The following is a 13,709-nucleotide window of genomic DNA, read 5'->3' as shown; positions in this document are numbered from 1 at the left end:
ACACGTACGGACGTTGCCGGACGCATTATGGTGGCGCTCGATTATCCCAATGCCGCAAGTGCCGAAGGGCTGCTGAAGCAGCTCGAAGGGATTCCTTGCTACGTGAAGGTGGGCATGCAGCTGTTCTATGCTGCAGGTCCCGGCTTCGTCGCGAGCTTGAAAGATCGCGGGTATAAGGTGTTCCTTGACGTGAAGATGCATGATATCCCGAACACCGTCAAAGGCGGCGCGGAAAGCGTAACGCGCCTGGGGGTTGATGTGTTCAATGTTCATGCCGCCGGAGGCAAGGACATGATGGAAGCCGCCTTGGAAGGCGTTGACAAGGGGCTAGCCGCAGGCGCTGCACGTCCGATCGTCATCGGCGTGACGCAGCTCACCAGCACCTCGCAAGCGGTGCTGAATGAGGAAATCGGCTTGACCGGAACGGTTGAGCAAGCCGTCATTCGCTATGCCCGCTTGGCGCATGCCGCGGGGCTGCAGGGCGTCGTCGCGTCACCTTTGGAGGTGACCGCGATTAAGGCGGCGTGCGGCGACGGATTCGTCACCGTGACGCCGGGCATCCGCCCTGCGGGAGCGGATGTGGGCGACCAGTCGCGCATCATGACGCCGGCCGAGGCTTTCGCTCAGGGAACGGACTACGTCGTGATCGGCAGACCAATCACTGGCGCGGCGGATCCAAGGGCTGCGATGGAATCGATTATCGATTCCATCCTGTAGCACCTAACAACGGAAGGAACGGTGGAAGAACGTGAGTCAACAGCTTGAAACGATTGCGAAGCACGTTGCTGCTTCTCTCTTAGAAATCGGTGCGGTAGCGCTTAGACCGCAGCAGCCTTTTACATGGACATCGGGTTTGAAATCGCCGATCTATTGCGATAACCGTCTGACCATGTCGCACCCGGCCATTCGCGAAGTCATCGCTGACGGCTTCGTCAGCTTGATTCAAGCGAAATTTCCGGACGCCGAGGTCGTAGCCGGCACAGCAACAGCCGGCATCCCTCATGCGGCATGGGTCGCGCAGAAGCTGGGTCTCCCGATGATTTATATTCGGGATAAAGCCAAAGGCCATGGCAAAGAGAACCTGATCGAAGGTTCTGTGCAACCAGGGCAAAAGGTCATCGTCATCGAGGATCTGATCTCCACAGGAGGAAGCTCTTTGAAAGCGGCCATCGCTGTCAAAGATGCGGGAGCGGAAGCTCTAGGCGTGCTGGCGATTTTCTCCTATCAATTGGACAAGGCGACGGATGCGTTCCAAGCGGCGGACATGCCTCTTCACACGCTTTCCAACTACGCTGCACTGCTTGAAGTGGCGCTGGAGAAGGGTGCAATCAAAGAGGAAGATATGGCCTTGCTGCGTTCTTGGAGAGAGAATCCTGCAGCGTTTGGCGTGTAGAAACGAATCGAAGATTGACGAATTGCGCAAGCAAAACCTATACTGGAAGTGTGCTAGGTACAGCCTAACATCTGCGAACCGGCAAATGACGCGAAAGCGGCAGACGCAAAGCTACAGGGGCTAACCGGCTATGGCCGAATGCTCGCCAGCTACCGAACGATGAGAGGAGGAGCGCTATATGAATATCAGCAGCAGTGTCTTTAATGCCATTAGCGGCGGAGACGCTTTGAAGCAGGCGGTTGGCATTCAACTGCTTAGCAAAGCGAGCGATATGCAATCAGCTTCAGCCAGTACGCTCGTACAGGATTTTGCGAAATCCCAGCAGTTGGTTACCGCATCGGCGGCGCCGCATTTGGGAAGCAATCTCGACATCCGCATATAAGCAAACAGGAAAGAAGCCCTACCTTTTTGAAAAGGAGGGCTTTTTTTGCATGAGGCTCGAAATTGCGCTAACGGATACAGAAACTATACGCTCCCCTTGGTCAACAGCCCAATAAAGGCTTGCAGCGGCTGAGAGATCCACTTTTTGGGATGAAGCAGCAGTTGAATATCTAAAGTTAAGTCTTCGTGCGAGAAGGGAAGCGACGCCAGTTTGTTCTGTTCGAGCTCACTTTGAACGGCGATTCGTGGCAGCAGGGCGATGCCGAGCCCGTTCATGACGCATTGTTTAATCGCTTCTAGATTTCCAAGCTCGAAGCCGATGTGAAGCGGGATGGTGTGATCTTTGAGCAATTTTTCAAACATGCCTCGATAGATGCAGCTTTCTTCCGTTACGATAAATTCCGTTTCTTGAAAGTCGGATAGCTGTATGCGTTCCAGGTGTGTAAGCGGGTGAGCCAAAGGCGCTACAAGTACTAGAGGCTCTTCTTTGATTGTAGTGCACGTCAAGAGAGGGTCGGCCGGGTAGCGATCCAGCAATAAGCCCAAATCATAGTCGCCTTCTCTGACTTTCGTTATGAGGGAAGCTTCGCTGTCAGGATAAAGATGGATATTAAGACCGGGATAAAGCTGTTTGAGCGCTTGTAAAAATGGAGGCAAATAATAGGCTGCAAGCGAGTTTATCGTTCCTATCGTCAATGTTCCCGTGACTTGGCTCGCAACGATTTCTTTGGACTGGTCATAGAGATCGAGCATTTGGACGGCCAGCTTCAGCAGGCTTTCGCCTGGTAGGGTTAACCGCAGCTGCCGGCCATACCTTTCAAAGAGAGAGACGCCATATTCGCGCTCCAGCTTCTGAATTTGCATCGTAATGCTAGACTGTGCATACCCTAATTCTTCTGCAGCTTTTGTAAAGCTCTTTCTGCGGGCAACCTCCCGAAAGGTCCGGAAGTACGTTAAGTCCATGAGAGTCCCCCTCACTTTTATCAAAAATATTGATGAGTATTATCATTTATTATAGCTAACTGTGATGTGATGTTCCATGCTAAAGTGTATGTACATCATAAAACTAGCGGGGAGATGGCACAAATGTTAAAAGAAAGAGATTTGAATGGCGTTTATGTACCCATTGTTACACCTTTCGATGAAGGAGGCGAGGTGGATGCAGCGTCTTTCTATAATCAAGCCTATAACTTGTTTCAGGATGAGGTGGATGGACTGGTCGTGAACGGGACGACGGGAGAATCGCCGACGATTCTGAGTGAGGAGCTTGGCGTTTTGTTTGCGGCGGCACAGGCTGCCAGAGAGGCTTCGAATGTAAGTGTTCCCCTTGTCGTAGGTACGGGTACGAATGATACGCTGTCGACGGTGCGCAGAACGGAGCAAGCGGGGAAACTGGGCGCTGATGCAGCTTTGGTCGTGGTGCCGTATTATAATAAGCCAAGCCAGCAAGGCATTATTGAGCATTTTCGCCGGGTAGCAAGCGTTGGCCTGCCGGTGATTTTATATGAAGTCCCGCACCGCACAGGAGTGAAGCTAGAGCTTGATACCGTAAGAGCGATCCTCGAGCTTGAGGGAGTGATTGGGATGAAAGACAGCACGCCGAACACGCAGTTGGTTGCTGAGCTTAGCCGGTTGGGCTCGAAGCCGGTATTATGCGGTGAAGATTCACTGCTTTTTGAGGCTCTTCAATCGGGAGCCAGAGGTGTCATGAGCGCCTCGGCGAATGTGGAGACAGAGCGGTTTGTTGCGTTTTACCGTCACTTTCTGGCTGGACAGTACGAGAAAAGCAGGGAGACTTTTGAAGAATTGCTTCCACTGATCCGCCTTTTATTCCAAGAGCCGAACCCCGCTCCCATCAAATGGCTGCTGGAGCAGCAAGGGATCATTGAATCCGGTACCCTACGGCTGCCTCTACTGCCGGTGACGGAAGGCTTGCGCGCGAAACTAGCATCTTATGTATAAAAATGGGGAGTTGACTGATTTATGAGTCGAACGAGAGTATTCACAGGCTCACCTTGGGAGCCGACTGTCGGTTATTGCCGGGCGATTCGGGTAGGAGACCGCATTGAGGTAGCGGGAACGACGGCGATGAAGGATGGCGAGGTGGTTGGCGCCGGCGACGCCTACGGGCAAGCGCGATTTGTGCTTCAGACGATCGAGCAAGCACTTGCGGAGCTCGGTGCCCGGATGTCGGATGTAATACGTACCCGTATGTATGTAACGGATATTTCGCTGTGGGAAGAGTTCGGCAGGGCGCATGGGGAATATTTCCGTGATGTGCAGCCAGTGGCGACGATGGTCGAAGTGAAAGCTTTGATTGATCCTGCATTGATGATTGAGATCGAGGTTGAGGCGGTTGTGGACAAAAATTAAACGGATCTGCAAAGCTTGAATGTGAAATAGCGCTTTTCCCGTCTAAGCTGCGATACAGGATCGTTAGCAAGCGGGAGAAGCGCTATTTGTTATTGTACTTTAACCTACCCGTTTTCCAAGAATAATAAGGTCTCGTTCGATGCCGTCCAGCTCGGCAATTCCCGGCAGATGCGCCCAATTTGCGAAGCCGAATTTACGGAAAAGCCGTAAACTTGGTTCATTGTGGCCGAAAATAAAGCCAAGCACCGTTTTAAGACCTAGCTTTGGACAAGCAGCTAAAGCTTGCTCCATAAGGTATCGGCCAATCCCTTGGCCGCGGGATGCTTCGTCGATATAAATGCTGATTTCCGCCGTACCATTATAGGCCGGACGGCCATAGAAGGATTGAAAACTAAGCCAACCGCATATTCCGCTGCCGTTTTCCAGTACCCATAGCGGCCGGAAATCGGCGGAGTGTTCGTGAAACCAGCCTTCGCGGCTTGCTGGCGTAACCGGCTCCGTATCGGCGGTAACCATGCGCCCTGCGACTGTTGAATTATAGATGCGTACGATTTCCGCGAGATCTTCCAAGTTGGCGTCGCGGAGGGATAAATTTGATGTGCTCATAGGGCGGCTCAATCCTCCATGCTTAGTTATTCTGTGCGGCAAGCTTCAACCAAAAGCGGCTGATCGTTTCTGTTCCTTTATCCCAATTGGCCAAATGGAAATGCTCGTTGGGCGCATGCAGGTTTTCGCCAGGCAAGCCAAAGCCGAGCAGAACAACGGGGGCATCAAGCACGCGTCCCAACACTTCGACGATCGGTATCGATCCTCCGCTTCGGGTGTACACCGGCCATACGCCATAGGCATCCTCGTAAGCTTCCGCAGCTGCAACCATCACAGGCTCATCGATCGGAGTAATAAACGGATTGCCGCGCAGCTGACGGTCCAGCGTAACTTTGACGCCTGGCAGATTTTGCCCATGAATATGCGCTTCAACAGCATCCATGATTTCTTCCGGTACTTGCGCCGCAACGAGGCGGCAAGCTATTTTGGCCGAAGCCCGGTTCGGGATGATCGGTTTAATGCCTTCTCCTTGAAAGCCGCCGCTTACGGAAGTGATTTCCAATGTCGGTCGCGATGTTGTTTGTTCGTAGAACGAGAATCCTTTTTCCCCATATAACGCCTCGACTTCCAAATCCGCCCGCACCTTGTTTTCATCGGGCTGCACTTGTGTAAACGCTTCGCGCTCCTTCTCCGACAGTTCAATAACCCGATCATAAAAGCCTGCAACGGCTACACGGCCTTCGGCATCATGAAACGAGCTCAGCAGCTTGGACAAAGCGTGAATCGGATTTTGGACAGCCCCGCCGTACAACCCCGAATGCAGGTCGCTGTTCGCCCCATCGATCGTAATTTCAAAGCCGGCCAGACCGCGCAGGCCATACATGAGCGCCGGTTTGCCAGGTCCATGCATTTGCGTATCCGAAAGGGTGATGGCGTCGGCTTGCAATTTATCTTTGTACTTTTCTACAAATGGAGGCAGGTTCTTACTCGCAATTTCTTCTTCGCCTTCAATGCAGAATTTCACATTTACCGGCAGACTGCCCTGTGTGCGTAAGAAAGCTTCAACCACTTTGACATAAAGCAAAAGCTGACCCTTATCATCCGTGCTGCCCCGGGCAAATAGCTTGCCATCGCGAACGATGGGTTCAAAAGGAGGCGTTTCCCACAGCTCAAGCGGTTCGGCCGGTTGAACGTCATAGTGCCCGTAGATAAGCACCGTCGGTTTGCCCTCCGCATGCAGCCAGTCGGCATAAACGACAGGATGACCGCCAGTCGGCATAATTTCAATGTTCTCAAGTCCGGCTTGTTTAAGGGCTTCAGCCGTCCATTCCGCACAACGCTTCATATCGGGTTGGTGTTCGGCAACAGCACTAATACTTGGAATGCGCAGGAACTGCATCAATTCCTCTATGTGTTGATCTCTTTGCTCATCCAAATAGGTTTTGATCGTTTCAATCATGTCGGTATTCTCCTTCTTTGTTAGCAATTCTAATAACGTTGCTCCTTTTAACTTCCCCAAATTGGGGGGAAATCCTGCAATCGGAGGTTAATACTTTGTTAATAATCCGTTTAGAAAGAATCAATAGGGCTATTTTATACTGAAAACAATAGAATTTAATATGTAATTTAATAATTTGTAAGAAATAGGAATAAAGTTGTATGGCAATATTTTCAAATTAATAGTATATTTTGATAGATTCATACATGTGCTCGCAAAAAACTTTCAGGAAATTTTCAGTTTCGTGTAACTTTTTGAAAACATGTACCGTCTAATTTATCATACAGCTGATTTGGTAAGGAAAGGAAGAAGTGCCATATGGCTAATTGGTTTCGCAAAAGAAACACATCAGAAGCGCCAGCTATGGAAGAGGTGATCCCCCACGAGATTCACGTGCCTACGCGGGTACATCTCGATTCGCCGCTGTTGACGGTAACCGGGGTGCAGCGATCCTTTCAAGTCGGCGGCGAGCGGTTGGATGTACTGAAGGGAATTGAGATGGAACTGAAGCCGCTTCAGCTTGTTATGCTCAAAGGCCGGTCAGGTTCGGGGAAAACGACGCTACTGAATTTGATTGGGGGACTCGATCAGCCGGATGAGGGGGAAATCATGTTCCTGAACCATGCCTTTCATCTTGGCAGCGATAATGAGCGAACGCTGGTCAGGCGCAAAGAAATCGGCTTTATTTTTCAATCATTTGCCTTAATGCCGTTGTTATCTGCTTGGGAAAATGTAGAGCTGGCGCTGCGTATGGCGGGTGTTCCGCGATCGCAGTGGAAAGAAAGAGTTGCTTACTGTCTCGAACTCGTCGGACTTGGCAAACGCATGCACCACCGTCCGTTTGAGTTATCCGGGGGTGAGCAGCAGCGTGTTGCGATCGCCAAGGCGATTGCGCACAAGCCGTCGCTCATTTTGGCCGATGAACCGACAGCAGAACTGGATTCCCAAATGGGGGCACAGATCATGTCCGTTTTTCGAAATATGATTGCAACGGAACAAGTAACGATTTGTATGACGACCCATGACCCTACTATTTTGGAGGTTGCCGATCATGTTTACGAAATGGTGGACGGGAAATTCGTCTCCTAGCTGGAGGAAGCCCGTAACTGCACTACTTGTAAGTACTACACTTTTATTGTCTTCCGGCTGTTCGCTGCTCCCGAAGGAGCAGGAGGAAGAAGCGCTTCCCAGCATCAATCCGCCTAAGCTATCCAAGAAGCCCGAATATACGGTGAAAACGGAAACGCTCGAGTCGAAAGTAAGGGGGAGCGGCCGATTGATGGCGCTGCAGGAAGAGAAGCTGTTCTTTTCCGAAGATATGACTTCCAAACGGATCAGCGCCATTCTTGTAAAGAACGGAGATACCGTTGAGAAGGGACAGCCTGTTGCTGAGCTGGATCTCTCGGATATGGAAAGCGATTTGAAGCGGAAGAAGCTTCAAACCCGCAAAGATGAGCTGACGATGATCGAAACGCTGCGGAAGGCGGATGAAATGACGCCCGAGCAGATTGAGCAGGCGAAGATTGATTTTGAACTGAAGCGGGAAGAGCTGACCAAGCTGGAAACGCAGGTAAGTAAAGCGAAGCTTCTCGCGCCGTTCAGCGGGACGATCGTTACGGTTACAGCGAAGAAAGGCGATACGGTGAAGTCGGATGAGTCCGTTGCTACGCTGGCGGATTTGAACGAATTAACGGTAGCGGCAAGCATCAGCGCAGACGATGCGAAGAAAGTGGCTGTCGGCATGGAAGTCCAAGTGGACATTAATTCTGCCGGTCAGCACAAAGGGAAAGTGAAGCAGCTGCCGAATCCGCAAGCAGCAGGCAATAATAATAATGGCGGCTACCCGTGGGGCGGACAAGAAACCAAGCAGGAGTCGATCGACCAATATTTAGTCGTTCAATTGGATGAGTTTCCAAAAGGGCTTAACCGGGGAACTCCGCTCAGTGTGACGATTGTGACGCAAAGAAAAGAGAATGCGACAACGATTCCTCTGGCAGCCCTTCGATCCTATTCCGGACGAAATTATGTGCAAGTGGTTGACAGCCAGGGGAATAAGAAGGAAGTCGATGTGGAAATCGGTCAACAGACGTCAACGGATGTGGAGATTGTGAAAGGTCTTACCGCCGGACAGAAAGTAGTGGGTCGCTAATGTCAATCCCGATGCTGCGGTTTTTATTTCGGAAAATGTGGAATACCCGCTGGCTGACCCTCAGCACGTTGCTTGGATTGATTATGGCTGTTGCCTTCACGACGAGCATACCGATGTATGCGGACGGATCGCTGAAGCGCGTCGTGGCCAAATCGCTTGAAGAGAAGAGCAGCGGACTCCCTGCCGGCTCTCTGCTCATGCGTTATCAAGCGGTTGGGACGGAACGTGCAGGGTTAGACGAGCTGAAAGACGTCAATGTCTACATAGGGGACGAAATTCCCAAGGAGATCGGATTTCCGGTCCAAACGTTTGCCAAAAGCTACACGATCAAGGGAGCCCAAATTACTCCCGTCGACGCTTCGAAAGTGGATCCCAGCAAACGCCGGCAAATGACGCTTACTTCATGGAGCAGTCTGAATGAGCACGTGGATTGGTCAAGCGGACAAATGGCTTCGAACCAAGTGCAAAACGGCATTCTGGAAGCCGTTGTACTGGACGAAGCTTTGTACCGAAACGATTTGCATATCGGCGACGTGTTTAACTATTCCGTCTCCGGAGCAAGCGGAAGCCAACTGCTGAAAGTGAAAATTGTTGGTTCCTTTAAGCCGAAAAATGACACCGATGCCTACTGGTTCCAAGGCTTGGAAGGGTTAATCAACGCACTTATCGTAAGTGACGATGTGTTTATGAAGACGTTATTAACAGAGAAGAAAATTCCTCTGCAATTGGCCAATTGGTATTATGCATTCGATCTGCGCGACATTCAAACGAGCCAATTGTCGCCGCTGGACCACCGTCTGGAGAGGCTGGATATTAATCTGTATCAGAAACTCAAAAATACGAAGGTCGATGTTTCGTTTAAGCCGATGCTGTCCGAATTCAAGGCGCAAAGCTTGCAGATGCAGATCCTGTTATTCACGTTGGCTGCTCCAATGATTGCGATGGTTTTCTATTACATTGTCATGAATGCGAGACAATCGCTTGACCGGCAGCGTGGCGTTATTGCGACTCTGCGAAGCAGGGGCGGCAGTACGAAACAGATCATTGGGATTTATTTTCTGGAGGGATTGTCGCTAGGAATCGTTGCGCTGGTGGTCGGACCGTTTATGGGCTGGTTCATGGCCAAGAGCATCGGCTCTTCCAGCGGTTTCCTAACGTTTGTCGACCGGAAGTCGATTCCTGTCAGCTTTACGAAAGAAGCAATGCTCTATGGCGGGCTTGCTGTGCTGATCGCGATTCTTGCGAGTGTGGTTCCTGCGATTATGTTCGCAAAAGCTTCCATCGTGAACTACAAGCAGCTCCTTGCGCGATCCGATCGATCGCCGCTTTGGCAGCGCTGGTTTCTGGACATCATGCTGCTTGGCGTTGTGGGCTATGGCTTTTATTTATTCGATCAGCGTCAAGTATTGTCCGTACAAACGGGCTTGACAACCGATCAGCTTCAGGTGCATCCGCTGTTGTTCTTTGTGCCTGCACTATCAATTTTTGCTCTGGGGCTGTTTTTTCTGCGCATTTTCCCGTGGCTGCTGCGTTTGTTTGGCTGGCTCGGGCGGAGATTTCTTCCCGTACCGCTCTATTTAACGCTTGTGCAACTGTCCCGTTCAGCAAAAGCGTACTATCCGCTGATGCTGCTGCTGATCCTAACGTTGGGACTCGGCGTATACAACTCCTCGGCTGCACGCACGATTGATCTGAATTCGACGGAAAGAACCTTGTACCAATATGGAACGGACGTTGTGCTGCAAACCGTGTGGGAAGGTTTCTCCGATGAACTGCCAAAGGATCCGAATGGCGGCAATCAAGGAGGAGGCTCAGGCGGTGGGGGCGGCAACAATGGCGGCAACAATGGCGGCAACAATGGCGGGAATGGAGGTTCCGGCAATGGCGGCTCCGGGGGCAACGGTGGGCAAGGAGGCCAGGGAGGCGGTAATCCCGGAGAAGGAACGCCTTCGAAGATTCGCTACGTAGAGCCGCCGTTTCAGGTGTTCCGGGAACTAGAGGGCGTTCAAGCTGCGGCAAGAGTTTTGCAAACCAAAGGAAATGTCGTCGTGTCAGGGAAATCGACCGGCCAAGGGTTGGTCATGGGCATTGATAACGTTGATTTTGCCAAAGTCGGATGGTTCCGGCCTGATCTATTTCCGGCTCCGCCGCATCAATATTTGAATTTGCTTGGCAGCTATGAGCAGGCCGTTATTATTCCTTCTAATTATGCAAGCAAGTATTCGCTGAAAGCCGGAGATCTGCTATCCATAACGTTAAGCCAGCAGCCTGTGGAATTTGTCATTGTCGGCATTCTACCATACTGGCCGAGTCAGTATCCGGATCAGATGCCATTTTTCATTACGAATCTGGACTATGTGTACGATCAAGCGCCCATGGTTCCTTACGAGGTTTGGTTGAAAATGAAACCGGACGCGAAAGTAGCGCCGATCGTAACCGCTTTGCAAGCGAAAGGGATCGAGCTGGCTTCCGTCAAGGATGTTCGCAACGAACTCATTGTCCAGAATAAGCTTCCGGCTAGGGGCGGCGTGTTTGGAATTCTAAGCTTGGGCTTCCTCGTATCGGTCCTAGTGTCTTTAATCGGCTACATGCTGTACTGGTTCTTTAATTTATCGAGCCGTGTCGTACAGTTCGGGGTGCTTCGCGCCATGGGCCTTTCCCGCAAGCAATTGACGGGCATGCTGCTGCTCGAGCAAGGTTTTACAGCAGGTTTATCCATCGCTTTGGGCATTGCCATCGGTAAGTTGACGAGCTATTTCTTCCTGCCTTTCCTGCAAACGTCTCAGAATGTGAAGACTCAGGTACCGCCTTTTCGGGTCGTTTTCGATTCCAAAGATACGTACCAGCTCTATTTCGTTGTAGCTTTCATGATGGCAACAGGAGCTTTACTGCTGTTCTTGCACATTAGAAGGCTGCGGGTTCATCAGGCCGTGAAGCTCGGAGAGGAGAAATAGAATGATTACCTGCGAGGGCTTGGTCAAAATTTATAAATCAGACGAAATTGAAGTTGTCGCTTTGCAAGGATTGAACATTCAGGTTGATGCCGGCGAACTTATGGCGATTATCGGGAACAGCGGAAGCGGCAAATCTACCTTGCTAAACATCTTGGGCGGTCTGGATCGTCCTTCCGCAGGCCAAGTAAAGGTCGGAGATTGGGATTTATTGAAAATCACCGATAAACAATTGGTCGAATACAAGCGGCATACCGTCGGCTTCATCTGGCAAAATAATGCGCGCAATCTCGTTTCTTACTTGACCGCGCTCGAAAATGTGGAAATGCCAATGATGCTCAGCGGGAATTATGATCCTGCCTATGCCAAGCAATTGCTGGAATGGGTGGGACTCGGCCACCGGTTGAATAACAAGCTTCAGGAACTGTCGGGAGGGGAGCAGCAGCGCGTGGCCATTGCCATTTCGCTCGCTAACCGGCCAAGGCTGCTGCTCGCCGATGAACCGACAGGATCCGTAGATTCGAGAACAGCGGATATGATCCTATCTATTTTCCAGCGATTGAATAAAGAATTAGGCGTGACGATTGTCATTGTCACGCATGATTTATCCATTGCCGGCAAAGTGGGCCGGGTCGTTGCCATCCGGGATGGGATGACCAGCTCGGAGTTTATCGCCCGGAGTCCGTCGCTTGACGGCGAAGGCCGTATGGCCGGAGGACTCGCGAACGAGGATCATGAAGAGTTTGTTGTGTTGGATCGTGCCGGACGCTTGCAAGTGCCGAAGGCTTATCTGAACGCCCTGCAAATCGAGGGCAAAGCGACGATGGAGTTTGACGGTGAAAAAATCATGATTAAAGCACCAAAAGCCATATCTGCTGTAGAGGAAACTAAATTGCATTTAATTGCTGACGGGGGTAAATCCAAATGAAATTATTAACGCGCAAAATGCTCGCCACATCTTTGACATTGGCGATGGTCGTTCCACTGGCCGCTGCTTGTACGAAAGGCGAGAAATCCGATGACAAACAGGAAAGAGTGCTGAAAATCGCCACATCGATGGGCTTCGGCGATGACGAATATTTCAGACAGCAATTTACGGAAGTGTTTGAGTTCGCCAATCCGAATATCAAGATTGAAATGATTCCAACTATGGACGACAGATATCGGTATGGCGGTATGAAACCGGGCGAGAAAATGCCGGACCCGATGGAAAAGCTGAAAGAGGTCATGCAAGGCGATAATCCGCCGGATGTCGTCATGGTCGGCTTCGAGCAGCTGCCGGATATCATCGAAAGCAACATGCTGTCGCAGCTGGATCCGCTCATTACGAAAGATAAATTCGATACGACAGGAATCGTACCTGCCGTGATCGATGGCATCAAGAATGCGGGCAGCGGCAAACTGTATGCCCTTGCTCCAACATTCTCCTCTTCCGCACTCATTTATAATAAGAAAATGTTTACGGATGCCGGCGTTGATTTCCCAAAAGACGGCATGACGTGGGATGAAGTTTTTGATCTTTCCAAACGCCTTACCAAAGGTGAAGGGGATAACCGCATTAACGGCTTCTCATTCTCCACGCAAGCGCAAGGCGACTTGTTCTATGGCATGCAAATGTACACAGCTCCGCTTCAGTTAAAGATGTTTGATGACGCCGGAGAAAAGATGACGGTGGATACGGATCAGTGGGAGAAAGTTTGGACGAAAATGGCGCAGCTGCAAAAAGATAACGTATTTCCTGAGCTGATGGATCCTCAAAAGGGGATGAATCGCCAATTCAATCAAGAGAATCCTTTTGCCTATGACGATTTCATGTCGAGCCGGTTAGCGATGGGAATTATTAATTATGGTCAAATTCAGCAGATTGCCAGTGCAAATAAAAACGCTGCGAGTTATAAAGGATACACGCCGATTGATTGGGATGTCGTTACGATTCCTTCCCATCCTGAGGCTAAAGGCGTTGGCGGGTCAATTTATATGAATGGCATCATGGGGATTAACGCGAAGGCGCAAAATCCGGACGATGCCTGGAAATTCATTAAATTCGTGAACGGCGATGACTGGGCTAAGCTGAAATCACACAGCTCTTATAACCTGGTAGCACGTTCCAAATATTTGAAGCCTAAAGATGGTATGGATTTCCATATGGAAGCATTTTACAATGTGACTCCTGCGCCGATGGATAACAGCTTCAAAATTTACCGCGACAAGCCGAATATTTATCAAGTACAGGAAATTGGACGCCAGCAGTTTAACAGTGTTCTGCAAGGGAAAACGACTGCACGCGAAGGGCTCAAAGTATGGCAGACCCAGGGTGACGCGATGCTGAAACAAATGAAAGAAAATCCGGGTGAACCAGGAAATCCTATGATTCAAGCAGTGCCTGCCGGATAAGCAGGACGTTCCATACGAAGCTAG

At 50.6% G+C, this 13,709-nt stretch carries 13 protein-coding genes and 1 riboswitch; of the genes, 10 read left to right on the top strand and 3 right to left on the bottom strand.

Going from position 1 to position 13,709, the window contains the following annotated elements; translation table 11 throughout:
* The first annotated feature begins 27 nt into the window (after positions 1-27).
* From pyrF to AC3WRW_RS05890, 3 genes are all read left to right on the top strand, one after another.
* Positions 28-717, top strand: a complete 690-nt coding sequence (pyrF, locus tag AC3WRW_RS05900; RefSeq protein WP_492545569.1) for an orotidine-5'-phosphate decarboxylase — start codon at positions 28-30, stop codon at positions 715-717.
* Between the two features lie 31 nt (positions 718-748).
* Entirely contained in the window at positions 749-1,393 is a 645-nt protein-coding gene (pyrE, locus tag AC3WRW_RS05895) for an orotate phosphoribosyltransferase (protein WP_492545425.1), read from the top strand.
* A gap of 70 nt (positions 1,394-1,463) precedes the next feature.
* Positions 1,464-1,550, top strand: a riboswitch (cyclic di-GMP riboswitch).
* Positions 1,551-1,571: 21 nt separating this feature from the next.
* On the top strand, positions 1,572-1,775 hold the full coding sequence (locus AC3WRW_RS05890) for a YjfB family protein (protein WP_492545424.1): 204 nt from the start codon (positions 1,572-1,574) through the stop codon (positions 1,773-1,775).
* 83 nt (positions 1,776-1,858) lie between these two features.
* Here the strand turns inward: AC3WRW_RS05890 and AC3WRW_RS05885 are convergent, their stop codons facing one another.
* The gene (locus AC3WRW_RS05885; protein WP_492545423.1) at positions 1,859-2,737 is read right to left on the bottom strand and encodes a LysR family transcriptional regulator; all 879 of its coding nucleotides are present in this window, start codon (positions 2,735-2,737) and stop codon (positions 1,859-1,861) included.
* Positions 2,738-2,860: 123 nt separating this feature from the next.
* Here AC3WRW_RS05885 and dapA point away from each other — a divergent pair, with 123 nt between their 5' ends.
* Both dapA and AC3WRW_RS05875 read left to right on the top strand, forming a co-directional pair.
* A complete protein-coding gene (dapA, locus tag AC3WRW_RS05880) occupies positions 2,861-3,736 on the top strand; it encodes a 4-hydroxy-tetrahydrodipicolinate synthase (protein ID WP_492545422.1) in 876 nt (291 codons plus the stop codon).
* A gap of 21 nt (positions 3,737-3,757) precedes the next feature.
* Positions 3,758-4,147, top strand: coding sequence for a RidA family protein (locus AC3WRW_RS05875; RefSeq protein ID WP_492545421.1), 390 nt, complete (start codon positions 3,758-3,760; stop codon positions 4,145-4,147).
* A gap of 99 nt (positions 4,148-4,246) precedes the next feature.
* Here the strand turns inward: AC3WRW_RS05875 and AC3WRW_RS05870 are convergent, their stop codons facing one another.
* Positions 4,247-4,753: a GNAT family N-acetyltransferase gene (locus AC3WRW_RS05870; protein WP_492545420.1), complete on the bottom strand. Its 507-nt coding sequence runs from the start codon at positions 4,751-4,753 to the stop codon at positions 4,247-4,249.
* Between the two features lie 22 nt (positions 4,754-4,775).
* On the bottom strand, positions 4,776-6,152 hold the full coding sequence (locus tag AC3WRW_RS05865; protein WP_492545419.1) for a dipeptidase: 1,377 nt from the start codon (positions 6,150-6,152) through the stop codon (positions 4,776-4,778).
* Between the two features lie 402 nt (positions 6,153-6,554).
* On the opposite strand from AC3WRW_RS05865, the gene AC3WRW_RS05860 reads away from it, so the two are divergent.
* Genes AC3WRW_RS05860 through AC3WRW_RS05840 form a run of 5 tightly spaced genes read left to right on the top strand, consistent with a single transcriptional unit; the run spans position 6,555 to position 13,685 of the window.
* Entirely contained in the window at positions 6,555-7,280 is a 726-nt protein-coding gene (locus AC3WRW_RS05860) for an ABC transporter ATP-binding protein (protein WP_492545568.1), read from the top strand.
* Complete coding sequence (locus tag AC3WRW_RS05855; RefSeq protein WP_492545418.1) at positions 7,243-8,340, top strand: efflux RND transporter periplasmic adaptor subunit; 1,098 nt, start codon at positions 7,243-7,245, stop codon at positions 8,338-8,340. Before AC3WRW_RS05860 ends, AC3WRW_RS05855 begins: the two co-directional genes overlap by 38 nt.
* On the top strand, positions 8,340-11,294 hold the full coding sequence (locus AC3WRW_RS05850) for an ABC transporter permease (protein ID WP_492545417.1): 2,955 nt from the start codon (positions 8,340-8,342) through the stop codon (positions 11,292-11,294). The genes AC3WRW_RS05855 and AC3WRW_RS05850 overlap by 1 nt, the downstream gene beginning before the upstream one ends.
* Position 11,295: 1 nt before the next feature.
* Positions 11,296-12,219 carry an ABC transporter ATP-binding protein gene (locus AC3WRW_RS05845; protein ID WP_492545416.1) on the top strand — a complete coding sequence of 308 codons (924 nt, stop codon included), beginning with the start codon at positions 11,296-11,298 and terminating at the stop codon, positions 12,217-12,219.
* On the top strand, positions 12,216-13,685 hold the full coding sequence (locus AC3WRW_RS05840) for an ABC transporter substrate-binding protein (protein WP_492545415.1): 1,470 nt from the start codon (positions 12,216-12,218) through the stop codon (positions 13,683-13,685). The genes AC3WRW_RS05845 and AC3WRW_RS05840 overlap by 4 nt, the downstream gene beginning before the upstream one ends.
* The last annotated feature ends 24 nt before the right edge of the window (positions 13,686-13,709 follow it).

This window comes from Paenibacillus sp. FW126-R14 (assembly GCF_058789495.1).
Note: the sequence above shows the minus strand (reverse complement) of the source record. Positions and strands in the feature narration are given on the sequence as shown.